This is a genomic window from Lentzea sp. NPDC020367 (assembly GCF_044387305.1).
In the GTDB taxonomy this organism is placed as follows: Bacteria; Actinomycetota; Actinomycetes; order Mycobacteriales; family Pseudonocardiaceae; genus Lentzea.
The window spans coordinates 55,206-74,933 of record NZ_JBIRVV010000027.1 but is presented as its reverse complement, the minus strand read 5'-3'; the positions used below and the strand labels follow the sequence as shown (position 1 = coordinate 74,933).

Below are 19,728 nucleotides of genomic sequence, written 5' to 3'. Positions count from 1 at the left end.
CGTTGCCTCGACCCGGCCGCGCAGGATGCCGTTGGTGTGGTTGAGAACCGCCACCTGCCAACTGTCCGAAGAGGCCTGGACGTGCTGCGGCTCGCACGCCTTCTTCGCGCCGAAGTACGTGCCGTTGACGTCCAGGTCGTAGTCGTAGGTCTGCCAGACGGTCGAATGCCAGGCCGGGTGCGACATCCACAGCAGCAGTGCCGAGGCGTCGTCCCACAGATGTGCGTTCCAGGCCTCGAACATCGCCCGCATGTTCTCGTAGTTCACGAACTGCGCCTTGCGGCAGAACTCGTCGAGGCCGTCGGAGGCGCCGAGCCGGGTGTCGATCGCGGCCTGGTAGAGCTGCGGGCGCTGGTTGCCGTTGGTGCACCAGTCGTGCGCGTACCAGACGTCGCCGATCGGCCAGGCGACCTCGGCACCCACCAGGTTTCGCATGGTCTCGGCGACCGGGACCGCCGGCATGCCGATCTCGGTGTGGAAGCCGAAGTCGAAGGTGTCGTAGATGCCGGGGTCGAAGTACTTCGCCGGCTCGACCCAGTGGTACGGGCCGTGACCGGAGACGCTGCCGTCCGCCGAGTGGCTCTGGTAGTGGACGCCGGTGTGCTGCTCGCCCACGATCTTGCGCAGGCCGGCGTCGGTGTTGGGCGGTGGTGAGGCCTCGTTCGCACCGCACCACACGACGATGCTCGGGTGGTGGCGGTAGCGGGTGACGGTGTCGTGGGCGGCGTCGAGGTAGCCGGGGATGTCGTCGGGGAAGTCGCCGACGATCCAGAAGTCGTTCCACACCAGGATTCCGTGCCGGTCGCAGGCCGCGAAGAACTCGTCGCGGTTGCTGCTGCCGATCCAGTTGCGGATCATCGTGAAGTTCATGTCGCGGTGCAGCGCGACGACGTCGTCCATGCGTTCGGCGGGCATGCGGCGCAGCAGTTCGTCGAAGCCCCAGTTGCCGCCGCGGCAGAAGATCGGCACGCCGTTCACGTGGATCTTCAACGGATCCTGCTCGTAGGCGAGCGAACGGATGCCGAAGTGCGTGGCCCGCCGGTCGCTCTCGGCGCCGGAAGCCACCACGGTCAGCGTGAGGTCGTGCAGGTACGGGTCGCCGTACCCGTTGGGCCACCACAGTTTCGGGTCCACCATCGAATGCGTGCCGAGTGCGACCTCGGTCGTGCCCGGCGCCAGGACGACCGCTTTGGCGAGCTTCACGCCGGAGAACGCCGCCTGCACCGTGACGGGCAGGGGAGTGGCACCGGTGTTGCGGACGGGCACGCTGATCGCGATGGCGGCGGTCCGGTGGTCGTCGGACAACGTTGTCACGACCCGGGGATCGCCGAGGACCGCGGCACCGGTGGCGCGCAGCCGGACGTGGTTCCAGATGCCGGTGCCGCGGTCGCGCACGGCGGGCATCCAGTCCCAGCCGGAGATCGACAGGTAGGTGGGGGAGTCGAGGTGGAGCCGGCCCGAGTTCGGGAACGCGCCGCCGTCGCTGCCCTTGTCCGTCGGGCTGCCGGGGTGCTTCATCGGGTTGAGCCGCAGCGCCAGCACCTGCTCGCCCGTGGTCACAACAGCGGTGACGTCGAACGCGCCGCGGACGAACGGGTTCGGGACGTCACCGATCTTGGCTCCGTTGAGCCAGATCTCGGCGTGCTGCATGACGCCGTCGAGTTCCAGCCAGACCCTGCGTCCGGCGAACCCCTCAGGCAACGGGAACGCGCGCCGGTACCACCAGGAGTGCCGCGACAGCGCCTCCGGGATCTCCATGTTGTGCAGGGCGATGGCCGGGTCGGGGAAGTGGCCCTGGTCGACCAGCGAGGCCAGGACCGTGCCCGGCACCGTCGCGTCCATCCACCTCGACGTGTCCGCGTCCGGCTTCACGAGCAGTGCGGCATCAGCGAAGTCGTCCATCGTGAGGTGCCAGCCGGAGTTCAGCTCGACCGTGTTGTCCGGCCCGGGCGTCAAAGCGGGGACGTCTCCGCTGCTGCGCCAGTCGATCCAGCCCGTCACCTCAGGCCGTTCGCCGGACGTGCCGTAGACCTGGAAGCCGTTGAGCCCCAAGGGGTTGTCGTTCGACCGGCGAGTCGCGACCAGCCGGACGTACCGGGCGCTGACCGGCTCGTCCAGCGCGATCCGGGTCTCCGCACCCCAGCCGTCGTCGGTGCGGTGGACCTCGCGCCACACCTTCTCGTCCGTGCTCACCTCGATGTGGAACGACAGCGCGGCGGCGGACAGGATCTCGGCACCGGTCGTCTCGTCGCGCGGCTGGTAGGTCGGCACCGGCACGAACGTCGGATCGCCCGGCCCCGCCTCGAAGACCAGCACGAACGACTCGATCGAGCACACGCCCTGCAGGTCGACGACGAGCCACTGCGGATCACCGCCGGCGGCACGCCAGCCGGACCCGCGCACCCCGGCCCGTTGCAGCCCGTCGGTGACGAACCGGGCGGGTGTCGCGGCGTACGCGGTGGAGGAGGCGGAAACGGGCCGGTTGAGCGCCAGGTCGTGCGACATCGACTCTCCCTGCGGTCAGGCGCCCGCCGAGCAGCTTATGACAAGGTTGTCGTGAACGCTCCCATAGCAGCGCGCTATGAGCGGAAGAGATGATCGCGGCCCGACGGGCGATGTGACGCTCTGGGACACCTCGAACCCCTGCGGAGGAACCCCGATGAGATCACTCGCGCTCGTTCTGGCGCTCTTAGCCGGGCTGCTGGCCCCTGCCGCGGCCCAAGCCGCTCCCGGTACGCCGAACAGCCCGTTGCTCCCGCCCGAGACCACCAGGAACGTCCTTCACCCCGCGCCGGAGTCGACGATCTACGCGGCCGTCGCCGACTACCCGGCCGAGTTGCGCGCGTTGACCCGTGTGCTCGACAACTACACCAGCGCGGACGACGCCGCCGTGCACGCCGGCATGCTCCTGCTCTACTACGGCCACAGCTATCCGGAGTTCCTGACGGCGGTGCGGGCCGACCCGGAGGTGCTGCGGGCGCTGCACCGGTTCGTGGTGGCGCACCTGGACCTCTTCGGCACCGACCGCCAGTACCTGGTGCAGAACGCGACCCGCGAACTGGGCAGGTTCCTGCAGCACAACGACATCGCGCCACGCGTGCGCCCGTTGCTCGCGAACATGGCGTCACACGGTGACGTCGTCGGCCGCCTCGCCCCGCTGTGGGTGGGCGTCGCGGAGATGGTCGACTGGTACGACAAGGCGAACTGCCGCCGCTACAACACCTGCGACTTCCGCGCGAAGATCGACCGCCGCGTGCTCACCGTCCGGCACACCTGCAGTGCCACCTTGAAGATCCGCGCCCAGCAACTGACCCGGGCCGAGCTCCGCCAGACCTGCGCGTCGCTCGCCGGCCAGGACGCGGCCTTCCACCGGACCGTGCGCGATCCGGGACCCGTTGCGGGTGACCAGAACACGGCGCTGGAAGTCGTCGTTTTCAACACCAGCAACGACTACCGGACGTATGCCGGAGTGCTGTTCGACATCTCCACCAACAACGGCGGCATGTACCTCGAAGGCGACCCGGCGCTCAACCAGGCGCGGTTCATCGCGCACGAGGCCGACTGGCTGCCGGACTTCGCGATCTGGAACCTCAACCACGAGTACACCCACTACCTCGACGGCCGGTTCGACATGCACGGCGACTTCGAGGAGAACATGACCACGCCGACCGTGTGGTGGGTCGAGGGCTTCGCCGAGTACCTCTCGTACAGCTACCGCGGCGAGGTCTACACCGACGCGCTGGCCGAGGCGAAGAAGCAGACCTACGCGTTGAGCACGCTGTTCGACACGACTTACGACCACGACACCAAACGGGTCTACAACTGGGGTTATCTGGCGGTCAGATACCTCGTCGAGAAGCACCCGGCAGACGTCGCGGCGGTGCTGGCTGACTACCGCGCGGGGGACTGGGCGGGTGCGCGTGACCACCTCACGCGCGTGATCGGCAACCGCTACGACTCCGACTGGTACGGCTGGCTGACCGCAGTGCGGTAGGACCGGTTCATCCCGCCCCGAAGCAGACCAGCGGGATGCGACTCTCCGCGGTGGCGGCGTCCGCCAGGGCTCTGGCTGGCTCCGCCCCCGCGGCCAGGGCGCGGTGGTAGGAGCTCATGACGTCCACCGCCAGATCGTCGGGGACGCGCGCGACGCTCGCGATCACGCTGCTCGTGCCCGAGTGGAGCAGCGCGGCGGTGAAACCGAGTGCCTCGTCGCCCGCACGGACGTTCGCCTGCCCGACGTCGCAGGCGGAGAGGACGACATGACGTGGCGCGACCTTCAACCGCGCCAGGTCGTACGCCATGAGCGGGCCGTCGGCGAGATCCAGGCACGAGAACAGCACGTTGCCCGGTTCGTGGTGTCCGTGCGCGACGAGGTGCGCGAAGTCGATCCCGTCCAGCGCGTGCAGCACCGCCTCGACGGTGGCCGCGGGACCGGTGATGCGGCGAGCGTCCGGGTGGACCGAGCTGATCCCGATGATCTCCTTCTCCGCGTTGAGCAGCCGCGGGCCGCCCACGAGCAGACCTCGTCGCAGTGCGGGGCCGGCCGGGACCTGCCGGCCGAACGACCACATCGACGCGGACAACGTGACCGTCGCCGGCCGGCCGCGGAACTCCGGGAGCAGCCCCCACGGGATCGCGCTGAGGTGTTTGGTCGGCACGATCACGACGTCCGAGTCCCCCAGGAAGCCGTGCAGTGGCGCGACGACGTGCGCGCTCAGCAGGCGCACGTGGTGGTCGGCCGACCTGATCAGGGCTGCTTCCAGGCGCGCGGGCAGACGTCTGCCGCACAGGGCGTCGAGGTCGTGCAGCAACCTGGTGACGGTCTCGACCACCACGCTCGTGCTGCCCAGTCGCACGAGTCGAACGCGACGCTCGTCCACGATCAGCGCCGAGAGCCGGTCGTCGTGGTCGAAGAAGCTCACCATCACCCGGTTCGCCTCGGCGAGCTGAGCCTGGATCGCGGTCAGGCTCACCACGTGACGGCGAGGACCACCGCCCTCGAGCTGCCAGGTCCGCTGCTGGACCAGCCGTTCGAGGCTCGCGCACCGGGCCCTGGTGGCAGGGTCGGAGCGGCCGCGCAGCTCGGCCTCCCGCAGGTTGTGGCTCAGCTGGCGGAGTTCGGCCACCGCGTCGCGCACCACCTCGTCCGCGGGCGGGCGGACGGGCGCCAGCCGGAACGACTGGGCGCGGTGCCGTTCCGTCCAGGCGAACACCAGTCGGGGCGAGCCGCTGGCCAGGGCCAGGTCCAGGCCCTGCCGGGCCAGATCGGCACCCGTGGCGTACAGGGCCGCGCGCAGTTCGGCACTGCCCCAGCGGCCGCGCTGGGCGTGCAGCAGGTCCAGGCCGGCGCGCAGCTCGCGCAGCGCCTGGCCGCCCGACGTCAGCCGGGCCCGGACCAGTCTGCGCAGCAGCCGCACCTCCAACGGCCCGCCGCGGCGGCTCAGCGCCCGGACCTGGCGCGCCTGCTCAGGTCGTCCGGCGTCGAGGAAGGCCTGAGCCGCGAGCAGGTCCGCGTGATCGGCGTCGTTCGCGAGGCCCAGCTCCCGCAGCCTGGTGGCCAGCCGCTCGCACCGGGCGGCGACCGGCATCGCCGACCGGTTCATCGACAGACGTGCCCGCATCGCCGTGAGATCGGCGACCGCTGCCCACGCGTGGTCGCCGTGCCTGCGGAATCGGCGACCTGCCCGCACGGCCCAGTCCCGCGCGGTCGCCGGTTGGCCGACGGCCAGCGCGGCCTGCGCGCGGGTCAGCTCCGCCCAGGCGTAGTCCACGCTGAACCGGTCCGCGGTGAACAACGCGAACGCCGAGTCCAGCTCGCGTGCGGCCTCACCGGCGAGTCCCGTCGACAGCAGTGCACGTGCTTTGTCCATCGCCAGCACCGGCAGATAGCCGGCACCGTGTTGCGCGTAGCGCTCGGCCGCCTCCTCGAACGCGCGCAGCGCGGCCGGGATGTCGCCGTCGAGAACAGCGCAGTAGCCGAGGTCGTGCGCCACTTTGGCCTCGGTGAGCGCGAAGCCCTCGCGGGCCGCGATCTCCTGGCAGAGACGGAGGTCCTCGCGGGCCCGGCGGGTCCGCCCGACCCCGATGCCGATCGCCACCCTGGTGAGCAGCGCGGAGGTGTGGGCGAACGGATCCCCGTCGCGAGCGAGCACGGGGACGGCGGCGTCGAGCAGGCGCAGGGCCTCGGTCACCCGGCCGGCGCGGTGCAGCACGAGAGCGCGTTGCTGCCAGAGGATCGGGCGGTCGTGGTCGGTGACGATCCGTTCGGCGGCGTCGAGGGTGGCGAGACCGCGCGCGGTGTCGCCCAGTTCCGCCTCGGCGAGCCCCAGGCTGATCAGCACGTGCGAGGTGAGCACCCGGTGGGCCAGGTGATCGGGGGCCTCGTCCGGTGACCACCGCAGCAATCTCAGCGCCGCACGCAGCTTCCTGGCACCGGCGGCCGGCCTGCCGCTGTTGGTCAGCAGCGAGCCCTCCTGGCGCATCAGGCGCACCCGGTCCTCGATCTCCGCGCTCCTTTCCGTGCTCACAACAGGATCGCGGGCGTCACGACGGTCGTGCCGGCCGTCTGGACGACGAACTGGACGAGACCGCGGCGGGCGTTCTCGACGGCGAAACGGCCTTCCGGCGACGTCTCGATCGTGGTGGTGCCCGTCGCGGTGCGGAGTTCGACGCGGTGGTCACCGGGCGGGTCGAGCCAGCCGTCGATCCGCACGGTCCCGTCGTCGCGGATCTGGATCTGCACCATCACAGCGAGCAGCGGGCCGCAGTCGAACGTGATCTGCGTGCCGGTGCCACCCCGTGCCCCCGCTCCCGTCAGCGGTGCCGAGTCCTCGATCCGGGCGATGTCGAAGTCCGCCGACTCCACGTCGACCGCGAACTGAGCGCAGGCGACCAGGCCGGGCGGCACGGGTTCGACCGTTGTGTAGAGGTCCTGGAGCTCGTCGAGGAGCCGCAGGTCCTCGGGATCGAGCGGGGAGGTCATGACGGACCCCCTGCGTCGCCGCCCAGTTCGGTGCGGAGTTTGTCGAGGCACCGCAGCCGGGTCGGTCCCACGCTGCCGCGCTTCATGCCGAGCGTCTCCGCGATCACGCCGTAGTCCGGGCGCGGCACGAACGCCACGACGCGCAGCAGCTCCCGGCACCGCTGTTCGAGCCGCGCGACGGCCTTCCACAGCCTGCGCTGCTGGTCGTTCACCCCGGCCAGTTCCTCGGGACCGAGCGCCGGGTCGGTTCCGTCCAGTTCGGTCTCGTCGCCGGTGAGCACCTCGGGCCGGCGACGGCCGCGGACCCGCCAGCACTCCCGTTTCGTCGTGGTGATCAACCAGCCCGCGAGCGCCATCGGATTGCGGATCTCGTGCATGTCGCGGACGAGGCCGAGCCAGGCCGTCTGCACGACGTCCTGGCTGGTCTCCCGGTCCAGGCCCTGGGCGCGCGCCACGTGCCACAACAGAGGGCTGAGCGCCGCGACGAGGTCGTGGAACGACTGGCGGTCGCCGCCGCGCGCCGCCTCGAACAACGCGGCGACACCCGCCCAGCCGGTGCCGGGCGGCCCTGTGGACGTGCGATCGCCGGTGCTCATGGGCTGAGCTGCGCCGCCTTCCTCACGGCGTCCACCGCTCCGGCCGCGCGGATCGTGGCCTGCTTCTGCTTCTCGTCCGCCGTCGTCCCGACGGACTGCATGTCCTGCAACGCCTTCGCGAGGTGTGCGGCGATGTGCGGCGCCGCGAAGGAGGTTCCCGTCCAGACTCCGAACGGGCTGCGCCTGTGGTCGTCCACGTCCGGTGTCTGCCGGAACTGCGGCAGGTCGCCGCGGTTGGCCGCGGGAACCTGCACGAGCGGCTGCCGGCTGGCGTTGGCGTCCTGGGGGAACGTGCTGATCACGTTGACGCCCGAGGCGTAGCAGGTCGGGGTCTCGTTGGTGAACAACGCGATGCTGCCGTTCGGGTTCAGCGCGCCGACGCTCACGACCGGAGGCGTGACCAGCTCGTTGACGTGAGTCGAGAGGCACGCGGGGAAGAACCGCCGGTTGGAGGCGGAGTTGCCGATCGCGGCCGCCACGAGCACACCGCGTTCGCGCAACAGCCCGATCTGCACGGCGAGCGGCGACGTGTGCTCCTCGGCCTCGGGCCTTTCGAACGGATATCCCATCGACAGCGACACCACGTCGACCATCTTGGTCATGTCGCCGGACTGGAACGCCCCGTTGACCCGTGTGACGAGTCCTTGCAGCGCGGCCAGCACGGCGCTTTCCCTTGCGACGCCATCGCTTCCCATCACGCGGATGGCGAGCACGGTGGAGTCGGGAGCGATCTGCTTGATCACGCCCGCGCAGAACAGGCCGTGCCCGAAACACCAGTCCTGGGTGCCGATGAACGGGTTCCTCGTCAGCGGCTGGTCCTTGGCGTGCGTGATGACCTCGCCGCGGAACCCCTTCTGGGACAGGCTCGCGTTCTCCACAGCGGCCTGAATGGAGTCGTCCACCACGACGTGCCCGGTCTGCCAGGTCGACATCGGCTGCAACGTGTCCAGCGGCTCGATCCCCAGCCAGCTGTTGTGCCCGATCCCGGTGTCGAGCACCGCGACCACCGCCCTGCGGCCGAGATTCAGCTCAGCCGCGGGCTTCGGGTCGAGCGGCGGCATCTCCAGCACGACCGGACCGTCCAGGTAGCCGTCCGACGCCGCGCCGAACGGTGGTGCGAACCCCTGGATGGCCCCCGGAGCCCCGCCCAGGTCCTGGAAGGCGAACATCAGGTGGTCCAGCCCGATCCGCGGGCCCAGCGTCGAGTCGGCCCTGATCGCCTGCAGCGCGGTCCACGCGTCGACCTGCACGGGGACGGGACCGGGCACCGGTCTGAGCACCACGGGCACCGCCAGCTGGGGCAGGTCCGGATCGCCGACCATCGGTTCGATGGTCATGTTGACCGGCTGAAGCAGACTGTTCAAGGCCTGCTCGGCGCCCCGCAGCTCGAACGGGATCAGCAACACGTTCGCCACGTACGCGGTCGGTTGCAGTGCGGGCCCGGCTGCTCCCTCGGCGGCGGTCGCGGGCTGAAGCACGCGCGCGTTGTGCCGTTGCAACACCTCGTCCGGCACCTGGAAGGCGAGTCCGGTGTTCTCGGGCTCCGTGCTCTCGGCGAGCGGCGGATCTGGCCAGTAGATCGTCATGCGGGTTCCCCTCCGAATCGACCTGTGCTCGCCGCCGCACCTGGATCGTGGTCGTGGCGCCAGGGGCCGGACAGAGCCTTTTGACACCAACCGAGTGGCAGCGAGTCCTCACCTTCACGACGGGTTCGCCGTGGCCCCGCCAGATACGTGGCCGGGATCGCCGTGCCCGTTGCCGCTGTGGGCGGGCGGGCGCCGCAACAGCTGTGCGGGGATGGCCAGCAGGTCGGCGGCCTGCCTTCCCGCTTCGTAGCCGAGCGTCCGGTAGGCCTCGAACTGCTCGTCGGTGAACATCTGCTGACTGGTGGAGTGGTTCGGGAAGCGGCCGTCGCGTGCCTTGAACGCGTGGAGGTCCCAGCTCGACGCCGGGGTGAGGACCGCCTTGGCGTACACCAGCTGCGCGGGCTGGACGTGGTGGGGAGGTGGGTAGGTGACGTCGCCCTGGACGGCCATCTGCGCGCTGACGCCCTCCGCGTCGGGCAGCACGGGCCGCGGGTCCAGCACGATGTCGACGCCGAGTTCGCTGCGGGCCAAGGCGATCGCACGGCCGATGTCGAGTCCTTCACCGGCCTGGTCGCAACTGGCGTCGAAGCACAGCACGTGAGTGCAGCGGCGGCGCAGCAGCTCGACGACGCCGAGGTTCTCCCAGTGGCCTCCGTCGGTCAGGTAGATGTACCGGTGGCCCGACTTGGCACCGCCCAGCGCCTCCCGCAGGACGTACAACGCGCCCGGCTCCAGCCATCCGGCGCGAACGGACCGCGCGGCTCGCACCAGCCAGCCGGGCCGCCGCGCGGTCTCCTGATCGACGTCCGGCCGCCAGTCCCGGTGCAGCGGGTTCTTGATCCAGACCCCGAGCCGGACGTTGGTCAGCGCCATCAGGAACCGCAGCGGCGGGTAGGTGAACCTGCCCATCAGCGGCGACAGCGCCGCCCCGGACACGGCCATGAGCGACGGCAGCGTGAGGTGCGTGCCGGGCAGACCGCCGCGCTGCTCCAGGTGCCTGGTCGGGCGGTAGTCGAAGAGCGGGCCGCCGCTGCGCTCGGTCTCGAAGGTGAACGACTCGGCGAACCGGCCGACCGGCACGTCGTCCGTGGTGAGGTTGACCGCACAGCAGACGACCAGGTTCGGCAGCGTGCCGCCGGCGGTCGCGCAGTCGGTGAAGTAGAGCCTCTCGTGGTAGGCGATGGGCTCGGCGACGATCCGCCCCTGCTCGTCCCTGGTCCGCTTCAGGGCGAACGCGCTGTTCAGCCGCTCGCGGTAGAAGAGGTGCATGGAGTACCGGCGGTTGTGCATGAACACCGCCATCCCCAGCACGATCGCGACGTAGGCGGTCAGGCCGATCGCGTCGGCGGGGGAGTCGATCCCCTCACGGGTGGCGTGCTCCAGCGACGACAGCAGCGGCACGAGGAGCAGGCCGGCTCCCGCCAGTGACGACAGCACGAGCATCAGCCGTCGCGCGCGAAGTCTCCTGCTCAGCACCAAAGCGGCCGCGGCGAGCAACAACGACACCACGAGCCACACGAAGGCGATCGCGATGCGGCCCCGTGTCGTCTGGAACATCTCGGGGCTCTCGTCGAAGATCCACGACAGGGCCGCCGTCGACGCGTTCCCGTACAGCTCGGCGAGCGCGGGCAGCGTCAGGGCGATCACGACCACGCCGGCGGTGATGAGCAGCCGCGCGGCATAGCGTTCGGCCCGCGAGTCGCCGTAGTTGCCGGGGTCGTCGTCCTTCACCTGTCTTCGCCAGAAGACGAAGGCGAGCGCGGTCAGCAGGCAGACCGCGCCGCAGCACAGCAGCAGGCGCAACACGGTGGAACCGGGCAGCTGCAGGCCGTTCAGGTGCAGGTCGGAGAGCCGCAGCCCGAGCCAGGCGAGCGTCCACCCGGCCAGCCTGCCCGCGATGATCATGCACAGGGCGAACGGCAGGTAGTTCACCATGAACCCGTAGACGACGCTGGCCGCCATCCACAGCTTGCCGACGGCTCCCGGTGCCAGGTAGTCGGTGTGCTGGCGCAGATATCGTTCTTCCGGGGAACCCCTTCCCCACAAGGGTTTCCCGTTCTGGAACTCCGGATCGGTGTGGGCGGCCGACAGGGTGAGCGCGCTGGCGATGTAGTTGCCTCCCGACACCGCGGCGAGGTGCTCCGCCTTGTACAGGATTCCCCGTTCCTCCAGTGCCTGCAGCGCCCCCAGGTTGAACGCCGCCGACCTGATCCCGCCTCCGGACAGAGCGATGCCGACCCGCAGTTCCTCTGGCGGGGAGTCGAGGTACTCCTCCGCCACGCTGGGCAACGGCTTCTTGGGGCGTGGTGCGAGTGGCATCGCGGTGCTCCGTTCACGGGTCGAGGTAGCCGAAGGTGTCCCGGTAGTCCTCTCCCTTGGGGTCGCAGCCGTACGGGTAGGTGGCGTGGGCCTGCTGCTCGCGCAGCTGCGGAAGGGTGCGCTCGAGCAGGTACCGGGTGAACAGCGGGTGGAGGCAGAGGTGGTCGGTCTCCTCCTGGCTCACCAGCGGATAGTCGAACGTGTACTGGAAGTGGGCCTTGTTGTACCGGCCCGTCTGCCCGAACCGGATTCCCAGCGCTCCCAGGGTGAACAGCATGGACAGGAACTCGTCGAACTCCAGTCCCGTCAGCTTCTTGATGCCCTGCTGGTTGTAGACCTTGTGCAGCCTCCTGGCGGGAAAGGAGATCTCCAGCCGCCCGGTGAGACGCTGCAACGCTTCCGCGGCCAGTGGGAAGGTCTCCTTGTAGGCGCTGAGAATTCCCTGCACCACCAGTCGTTCCGCGTGCCTGGTGCCGGCGATGACCGCGACAGGGGTGACCTTCCACGGCGTCGATCCCCTGTCAGGCCTGCTGAAAACGCTGTTGAGGATCTGGATCAGATGTCTCGGCAGCAGTTGCGTGTGCCGGAGCAGGTACGCGAGAGGGTCCTCGTCGATGTCGAGTCCACTGTGGATCAGCGGTGGGAGTGCCTCGCGGAGCAGCGAGATGGACGGGTCGGACTCGTCGTTGAGGTCCGCGCGGCGCTGCAACTTCTCCAGCTCGTCGGGATGGTGGGCGTGCAGGAAGAGCCGCAGTCTCGTGCCGGAAAGCCGCAGCAGCTCCCGCGAGGTCCAGTAGATGGTGAGGTAGCGGCCCTGCAGGTCCTTCTCCGGCGCGGCCGCGATGTCGTGGATCCGGTCCCAGAGTTCGGACGGGAGACAGACCTGCACGCCGAACGGCCGGTTGTCCGGGTGGGACGAGATCATCCTGCCGACGCAGCGGAACAGCCCGGCGAGCACGGGCCTGAGCTCCCGCAGCCGCAGGTGCAGCTCCTCCAGGTTGTCCATGACGATGATCGGTGGTCGTTCCCTGCGGGACAGCACGGCCCGGAGCACGGCTTTGGCGCCCGCGAACGGCGTGCGGCCGAGGGTCAGGTTCTCGATCGCGTCGTGAAGCCCGATGCCGGGGGACTTGCTGATGTTCTCCCGCAACCGGCGCAGGAACTGGGTCGCGGCCTTGGACTCGTCCATCTCGTCCTGGCCGGTGTCGCCGAGATAGCCGGTGAGGACGCGCAGACCGTCCTGCGGGTCGGCCGAGTCGAAGGTCCGACAGACGTGGAACAGGGCGACGTGGTCGAACAGCGCCTGCCAGAGATCGGCTCGCTGGCCCACGAACAGTTCGTGGTCGCGGTCGTACTCGTGGAAGACCTTCAGCATTTCGTGATAGACGTCCTCGGTCTGGAGAACGATCTGCGGCTGTTCGTGCCGAACGTCCGGCCCGAGCAGGAACGCGGTTTTCCCTGCGCCCTTCCGTCCGATGATGTAGGTCGGTGGCGAGTCCGCCACGGCCTGCGCGTACACGCGGTTGTTGCGGTCGAAGAGCCGGCTCGCATTCGACCGTCCGAGGGTGATGACCTCCTCGGTGGCGATGGGACCGAAAGGATTCTGGGGCGTGAGAACCTGTTTCAGCCAGTCCCGGTCCCGGTGGTCTGCGTGACGATCTTCGTCCTGGTCCACGGCGTCCCCAAATGGCGTATCGCACTGGTATGAGGGACTCGCGGCCGCCCGAGATTCCGTTACTCCGAAGTGACCAGTTCTGGATTGATGTCACTCGGTTGCATCAATGCCCCACGGGTGGAAGTGGACATTCTTGCCGACGTGGATTTCTCGTTCTGATCTCTTCTGCTCGAGTGGCAGGAGTCCTCGCATTCATGACGAGTGCGTGACGGCGTCGCCGAATACATCCGCTTGTCCGGCATTTCGCGGATCAACTGGAAAGCTGCGCCCGCAGGGACGGCTGGATCGACTGCCACCAGGGGCGCAGCACCGGACTGGCCAGCGCCTGGTCCGAGTACGCGGTCAGCACCTCGGCGAACACCCGGCTGGCCTGACTCCAGGTCAGCCGATCCCGCCGCCACGCGAACACCAGCCGCATCCGCATCGGAGAGCCCGCCAGCGGCCGTACGACCACCCCTGGACCACCCTGCGACGTCGGCTCGACCAGTTGCACGGCCTTGCCCGCCGCGATCAGCTGACGGCCGGCACCGCTCGGCACCTCGAACCGGACCCGCGGCACGAACCCCGCCGCCCGGCAGGCCGCGCGCAACGCCGTGAGTGACCCGTCCTCGGCGCCCGGCGGTCCGACCCACGCGTCGCCGGCCAGGTCGGCGAGGTCCACCTCAGTGCGTTGAGCCAACGGATGCGCGGCGGGCAGAGCGATGTACACCGGCACCCACGGCACGACGACCCGCTGCGCCACCCCGCGCGGCAACCCCAGGTCACCCTCCTCGTCGACGGCGATCACCGCCGCGTCCAGGTGCCCGTTCGCCAGTGCCAGCGCGAGGCCGGTCGACGACGGGTCGACCACCAGCGTGACATCGTCCAGCACCTCTTCCAACCTGGAGTAGAGAGCGGCCACGCACTCCATGTGCACGGACCCGAACCGGACGGGTCCGCCGCGGCCCGCAGCGTCCGAGCCGAACGCCTCCAGCTCGACCAGCAGCAACCGGGCCCGTTGCAGCATCTGCGCGCCCAGCGGGGTGGGCGCGGCGCCGGAACGGCCGCGGTCGAAGAGCGTGCCGCCGACCATGCGCTCGACCCGTTGCAACAGGGTGGTGAGCGACGGCTGGGAGATGCCGAGCTGCGTCGCCGCCCGCGAGAGACTGCCCGCGTCACCGATGGCGCAGATCGCCCGCAGGTGCCGGATCTCCAGTTCCATAGGGCCAGGCTATACGCGCGATCAGCAGGAGCGGTCGCGCTGGGCTTCCGGTCGCGAGAACTCCAGACGCGTGTCCGCGGAGCGCGGCAGCACGATCGCCACGCCGTCGCGCTGGTTCCACTCCTTCGGCAGGAGGAGGTTCTGGTTCGCCGACTGCAGCACGAGGACCAGCCCGTCGTAGCGGAACCTGTACGCCGAGTCTGCGGCGATGCACGCGGTCGTGGTGACGCCCGGCCCGCGGATCCCGATGTCCTTGGTGCTGAACACGACCGACTGGGGCAGGGTGCCGAGCCTCGTCTGGTACTCGTAACCCCTGGCCGCCCCGACGGCCGCCGAGTAGTCGTTGACCGCCCAGAACAGGCCGATGCTCGCGAGCACGAACGTGAACGTCCACTGGATCACCGGCACGACGCCGGCGACGTGCTTCCCGGACAGCGTCGTGTGCAGGTGTTCTGCCGCCGGGAACAGGATCACGCCCAGTGCCACGCACACGCCGGGAAGACCGGGCACGGCGTAGAGCAGCGAGGGCACCACGAGGCCGGTGAGCCCGAGCAGCAGGAGCACGAGACCCGCCGACACCAGCACCGGAACTGCGCGCCGGATCAGGGCGCGCCACGTCCTCGGTGTCAGAGCGGAGTGCAGGTAGCGGTAGCCCCACAACGCCGCGAGCCCCACCGCCGCCAGCACGGTCAGCGGCACGAACATGCCGTCCGCGCTGCGGATCAGGTAGTCCGGCGCGGTCAGGCCGAGCACGGAGTAGTGCACGCCGAACCACTCGCAGAAGAACGTCGCGTGCCGGGTGCCGAAGTAGAACAGCAGCGCGGTCAGCAAGGTGGTCGGCGCGAGCAGGGAACCGAAGACCCGCAGCCCCTTCGACGGCGCCTCGTCCTTCGGCCTGGCGGGGGCCGGGCGCACGGGTCAGCCCTCGGAGCACAGGTCGTTGGTGATCCTGAACGTGATCTTGCCGCCCTCGTGCAGCGGATCGGGCACCTTGATCCCTCCCCGGACGACCTTGCAGTCGCCCTCGGTGTCCGTGGACCCGTCGACCACCAGGGTGTAGCCGACGCACAGCTTCTTGCCGGGGCAGGCCTCCGCGAGCTGGCCGGAGATCGTGTTCCAGGACTGGGGGAACGGGATTCCGGTCTGCTGCTCGATGGATCCGCGCAGGCCGGCGGGCAGCACCCAGCGGTCCGGGGGTTTTGGCGGCGGAGGTGGCGGCTTCGTCGTCGTGCGGGGCGGTGGCGGCGGAGGTTTCGGCTGTGCGGTCGTCGTGGTGGTCGCGGGCGGAGCGACGTCGGTCGTGGTGGTGGCCTCGGTGGTCGACGTGGTCGTGACCTCGGTGGTCGGCGCTGGCTGAGCAGTGCCGGGTGACGGCGGCTGGCCGCAGGCGGCGAGCGTGGCGGCGGCCAGGAGACAGAGGACGGTTCGGCGGTTCATGGCGGATGCCTCCTTTGCAACCAGACGCTCGCCGCCGACCGGTGAATACACCCGCCACGTTCCATAGCTCGAAGCTATGGCCAACTGGGATTGGCGGGACGCCTCCGACAACGGGGAGGGTGGGAGGAAGGACAACTCTGGAAGGACCCGAATTGGCTCGGACACGCCGCGACATGGCGAAACTGGTGGACGCGGACGGTTTCCGCACGTACATCCGCGACGGCTGGGGCGAGTGGGACAGCTCCGTCGACCTCCCGGACGGCACGGCAGAGGCGGCAGCGGCTCACCGCGCCAGGCTCACGGCGGCGTTGCCGGGCAAGCGGATCGCGCTGGCCGCCGGGCGCGCGCACGTCCGGTCCAACGACACGTTCCACGAGTTCCGCGCCGACAGCGACTTCGTGTGGCTGACCGGCTGCCATGTCGAGGGCGCCGTGCTGGTGCTGACCGACGACGACGCCACGCTGTTCGTGCCGGTGCCGTCGGAGACCCACAGCGTCGACTTCTTCGGCGACGCCGACCGCAGCCCGTTCTGGATCGGCGCCGCCGCCGGTCCGAAGGAGTGGGGCGCGGCGCTCGGCATCACGGCCCGCCCGATCGAGGACCTCGCGAACGCCCTGCGCGGCCGCCACCCCGAGACGCTCGTCGCCAAGGGTCTCGACCCGTTGCTCGACGCGCTGACCGGCTCGCACAGCGACGAGCTGCGCACCGTCCTGTCCGAACTGCGCCGGATCAAGGACGACTGGGAGATCGACCAGCTGCGCCAGGCCGTCGACGCGTCGGTCAAGGGCTTCGCCGACGTCGCCATGGAACTCGGCCAGGCAGTGCGCGGCGGGGGAGAGCGCTGGCTGCAGGGCACGTTCGACCGTCGTGCGCGCACCGAGGGCAAGGGCCCCGGCTACACCTCGATCGTCGCCGCCGGCCCGCACGCCCCGGTGCTGCACTGGACGCGCTGCGACGGCCGCGTGAACGAGTCCGACCTGCTGCTGCTCGACGCCGGTGTCGAGATGAACTCCCTCTACACCGCCGACGTCACCCGCACGTTCCCGGTCAGCGGCGAGTTCAGCGAGCCGCAGCGCCAGGTGTACGACCTCGTGCTGAAGTCCCACGTCGCCGCGCTCGCGGAAGTGCGGCCCGGCAACGACTACAGCGCCTTCCACCACACCGCCATGCGCGTGCTCGCCGAGGGCCTGCACGACTGGGGCCTGCTGCCCGTCAGCGTCGACAAGGCGCTCGACCCGCTCGGCCAGCACCACCGCCGCTACATCGTCTGCGGCACCGGCCACTTCCTCGGCCTCGACGTGCACGACTGCGCCGACGCCCGCCAGGAGACCTACCAGCAGGGCATCCTGGAACGCGGCATGGCCCTGACGGTCGAGCCGGGCCTGTACTTCCACCCCAACGACGAAACGCTGCCGCCGGAGCTGCGCGGCATCGGCGTGCGCATCGAGGACGACCTGGTCGTCACCTCGACCGGGGCGGACGTCCTGTCGGACTCGCTGCCGATCGAGGCCGACGACGTGGCCGCGTGGGTGCGCAAGCAGCGGTCGTAGCTCGTTCCTAAGTGGACGGAGTGGAGCGGGCCCAGGCGAACGTGAGTTCTACGGCCCGCTTCCAGTTCGCGTACTCGTTCTCGCGGTGCCGGGCGTCCATCGCCGGGTTCCACCGGGCGGCGAGGTGCCAGTTGCGCCGCAGCCCCTCCAGGTCCGGCCAGTACCCGGCGGCCAGCCCGGCCGCGTAGGCCGCGCCCAGTGACACGGTCTCCGCGACCAGCGGCCGTTGCACCGGGATGTCCAGCACGTCCGAGATGAACTGCATGAGCAGGTGGTCGGCGGTCATCCCGCCGTCCACCTTCAGCACCGGCGTCGGCACCCCGAGGTCGGCGTTCATCGCGTCCACGACCTCCCGCGTCTGCCAGCCGGTCGCCTCCAGCACCGCCCGCGCCAGGTGTCCCTTGTTGATGTACGAGGTCAGCCCGACGACGAGCCCGCGCGCCTGCGAGAGCCAGTGCGGCGCGAACAACCCGGAGAACGCCGGCACGATGTAGCAGCCGCCGTTGTCCTTCACCGTGCGCGCCAGGGTCTCGATCTCCGGCGCGGAGTGGATCAGCCCGAGGTTGTCGCGGAACCACTGCACCAGCGACCCGGCGACGGCGATCGAGCCCTCCAGCGCGTACGCCGGCTCGCCGCCGATCTGGTAGCCGATCGTCGTCAGCAGCCCGTGCTTCGAGCGCACCAGTTCGCTTCCCGTGTTCATCAACAGGAATCCGCCGGTGCCGTACGTGCCCTTGATCGACCCCTTCTCGAAACAGGTCTGGCCGAACAGCGCCGCGTGCTGGTCTCCCAGCGCGGCCGCGATCTTGATGCCGGGCACCACGCGCGTCGTGACACCGCTGATCTCCGTCGACGGCCGGATCTCCGGGAGGATCTTCGACGGCACGCCGAAGAACTCCAGCAGCATCGGATCCCATTGCCGCGTCGAGAGGTTCATCAACATCGTCCGCGACGCGTTGGTGACGTCCGTGACGTGCAGGCCGCCGTTGACGCCGCCGGTGAGGTTCCAGATCAGCCAGGTGTCCATGGTGCCGAACAGGACGTCGCCGCGCTCGGCCTTCGCGCGCAGCCCGGCCACGTTGTCGAGCATCCACCGCAGCGACGGCGCCGAGAAGTAGGTCGCCAGCGGCAACCCGCACCGGTCGCGGACCTCCTCGAGGCCCGGCTTCTTCCCGAGTTCGGTGACGAGGTCCTCGGTCCGGATGTCCTCCCAGACGATCGCGCGTCCGATCGGGACACCGGTGTGCCGGTCCCACAGCACGAACGTCTCGCGCTGGTTCGTGATGCCCATCGCGACGACCTGGTCGGCGGTGATCCCCGCCTGCCGCAACGCCTGCGGCACGATCCGGTCGACGTTGCGCCAGATCTCCACGGCGTCCTGCTCCACCCAGCCCGGCCGCGGGTGGTACTGGCGGTGCTCGCGCTGGGCGACCGCGACGAGGCGGGCGTTCTGGTCGAACACGATGCAGCGCGTCGACGTCGTCCCCTGGTCGATCGCCATTACGTACCGTTGCACGGCGAGCCCCTCAGTTCTCGTCGACAAGCGAAGTGGTGACGGATTCCGCGGCCTGCACGACCTGACGCACCAGCGTCGCACGCGGACGGCCAGCCGAGTCGCACAGCCGGTCCGCCGCGCCCGAAATTCCGATCGCGCCGATCACCAGGCCGCCGGGGATGCGGATGGGCGCGGCGATGCTCGCCTCACCCGGCATGTACTCCTCGGCCTCGCCCGCCCAGCCCTGCCCGCGCACCTCGGTCAGCACGCGCTCCAGCATCTGGGTGCGCGTGATCGTCCTGCGCGTCAACGACGTCAGCTCGCGCCGGCGTGCGGCCGCCGACAGATCCGGGTCGTAGGCCAGCAGGACCTTGCCGAGCGCGGTGGCGTGCAACGGCAGCATCGCGCCGATGCCGAGTGTTTGCACAGAGTCATCAGGCCGGAACACGTGGTGCACGACGAGCACGGCGCCGTCGTGGTGCATGCCGATGCGCACCTCCTGACCTGACCGCGAGGCGAGCGTGTCGGCCCAGTTGATCGATCGAGAACGCAGTTCGTTCGCGTCGAGGTAGGACGTTCCCAGGTGCAGGAGGGCGGCGCCCAGCCGGTAGCGGCCCGTCGCATGATCCTGTTCGACGAACTCGACCCGTTGCAGCGTACGGAGAATCCCGTGCGCGGTGCCCCGCGCGAGACCGAGCGAGTCGGCTATCTCCGTGAGACCGTGATGGCCGGAGCCACGCGCGAGCAGCCGCAGCACGGCGGCGGCGCGTTCGATCGACTGGATGGGTCCCGGCACGCGTGAAACGTAATTGAGACGACCCGTGTCGGCAATGTCGAACAGGTAGGGCGGGCATCACGCCTGGACACAGGCCTGAAACGCCTTGTCT

The 19,728-nt window shown here is 69.8% G+C and carries 14 protein-coding genes; 2 read left to right on the top strand and 12 right to left on the bottom strand.

Annotated features, from left to right (window positions below):
• Window positions 1–2,505: glycosyl hydrolase 2 galactose-binding domain-containing protein (locus ACH413_RS46210; protein WP_396426139.1), on the bottom strand; the 2,505-nt coding region annotated here is incomplete at its 3' end.
• Between the two features lie 154 nt (window positions 2,506–2,659).
• On the opposite strand from ACH413_RS46210, the gene ACH413_RS46205 reads away from it, so the two are divergent.
• Window positions 2,660–3,994 carry a collagenase gene (locus tag ACH413_RS46205; protein WP_360039514.1) on the top strand — a complete coding sequence of 445 codons (1,335 nt, stop codon included), beginning with the start codon at window positions 2,660–2,662 and terminating at the stop codon, window positions 3,992–3,994.
• Between the two features lie 7 nt (window positions 3,995–4,001).
• Here the strand turns inward: ACH413_RS46205 and ACH413_RS46200 are convergent, their stop codons facing one another.
• From ACH413_RS46200 to ACH413_RS46160, 9 genes are all read right to left on the bottom strand, one after another.
• Complete coding sequence (locus ACH413_RS46200; protein WP_360039511.1) at window positions 4,002–6,527, bottom strand: CHAT domain-containing protein; 2,526 nt, start codon at window positions 6,525–6,527, stop codon at window positions 4,002–4,004.
• The gene (locus ACH413_RS46195) at window positions 6,524–6,982 is read right to left on the bottom strand and encodes a hypothetical protein (RefSeq protein ID WP_360039508.1); all 459 of its coding nucleotides are present in this window, start codon (window positions 6,980–6,982) and stop codon (window positions 6,524–6,526) included. The genes ACH413_RS46200 and ACH413_RS46195 overlap by 4 nt, the downstream gene beginning before the upstream one ends.
• Window positions 6,979–7,578, bottom strand: a complete 600-nt coding sequence (locus ACH413_RS46190) for a sigma-70 family RNA polymerase sigma factor (protein ID WP_360039505.1) — start codon at window positions 7,576–7,578, stop codon at window positions 6,979–6,981. Before ACH413_RS46190 ends, ACH413_RS46195 begins: the two co-directional genes overlap by 4 nt.
• Window positions 7,575–9,164: a S8 family serine peptidase gene (locus ACH413_RS46185; RefSeq protein WP_360039502.1), complete on the bottom strand. Its 1,590-nt coding sequence runs from the start codon at window positions 9,162–9,164 to the stop codon at window positions 7,575–7,577. Before ACH413_RS46185 ends, ACH413_RS46190 begins: the two co-directional genes overlap by 4 nt.
• A gap of 114 nt (window positions 9,165–9,278) precedes the next feature.
• Complete coding sequence (locus tag ACH413_RS46180) at window positions 9,279–11,483, bottom strand: hypothetical protein (protein ID WP_360039500.1); 2,205 nt, start codon at window positions 11,481–11,483, stop codon at window positions 9,279–9,281.
• A 13-nt stretch (window positions 11,484–11,496) separates the two neighbouring features.
• Window positions 11,497–13,158: a P-loop ATPase, Sll1717 family gene (locus ACH413_RS46175; RefSeq protein WP_360039497.1), complete on the bottom strand. Its 1,662-nt coding sequence runs from the start codon at window positions 13,156–13,158 to the stop codon at window positions 11,497–11,499.
• Between the two features lie 250 nt (window positions 13,159–13,408).
• Window positions 13,409–14,359, bottom strand: a complete 951-nt coding sequence (locus ACH413_RS46170) for a LysR family transcriptional regulator (RefSeq protein WP_360039494.1) — start codon at window positions 14,357–14,359, stop codon at window positions 13,409–13,411.
• A gap of 21 nt (window positions 14,360–14,380) precedes the next feature.
• Entirely contained in the window at window positions 14,381–15,274 is an 894-nt protein-coding gene (locus ACH413_RS46165) for a hypothetical protein (RefSeq protein WP_360039491.1), read from the bottom strand.
• A 3-nt stretch (window positions 15,275–15,277) separates the two neighbouring features.
• Window positions 15,278–15,796 carry a hypothetical protein gene (locus ACH413_RS46160; protein ID WP_360039488.1) on the bottom strand — a complete coding sequence of 173 codons (519 nt, stop codon included), beginning with the start codon at window positions 15,794–15,796 and terminating at the stop codon, window positions 15,278–15,280.
• 173 nt (window positions 15,797–15,969) lie between these two features.
• Here ACH413_RS46160 and ACH413_RS46155 point away from each other — a divergent pair, with 173 nt between their 5' ends.
• The gene (locus tag ACH413_RS46155) at window positions 15,970–17,346 is read left to right on the top strand and encodes an aminopeptidase P family protein (protein WP_360039573.1); all 1,377 of its coding nucleotides are present in this window, start codon (window positions 15,970–15,972) and stop codon (window positions 17,344–17,346) included.
• Between the two features lie 7 nt (window positions 17,347–17,353).
• Here ACH413_RS46155 and glpK read toward each other — a convergent pair whose 3' ends face one another.
• Together glpK and ACH413_RS46145 are read right to left on the bottom strand one after the other, a co-directional pair.
• Window positions 17,354–18,847 (bottom strand): glycerol kinase GlpK, encoded by a 1,494-nt coding sequence (gene glpK / locus ACH413_RS46150; RefSeq protein WP_360039570.1) that lies wholly within the window; start codon window positions 18,845–18,847, stop codon window positions 17,354–17,356.
• Window positions 18,848–18,872: 25 nt separating this feature from the next.
• Window positions 18,873–19,637, bottom strand: coding sequence for an IclR family transcriptional regulator (locus tag ACH413_RS46145; protein ID WP_360039485.1), 765 nt, complete (start codon window positions 19,635–19,637; stop codon window positions 18,873–18,875).
• Between the last annotated feature and the right edge of the window lie 91 nt (window positions 19,638–19,728).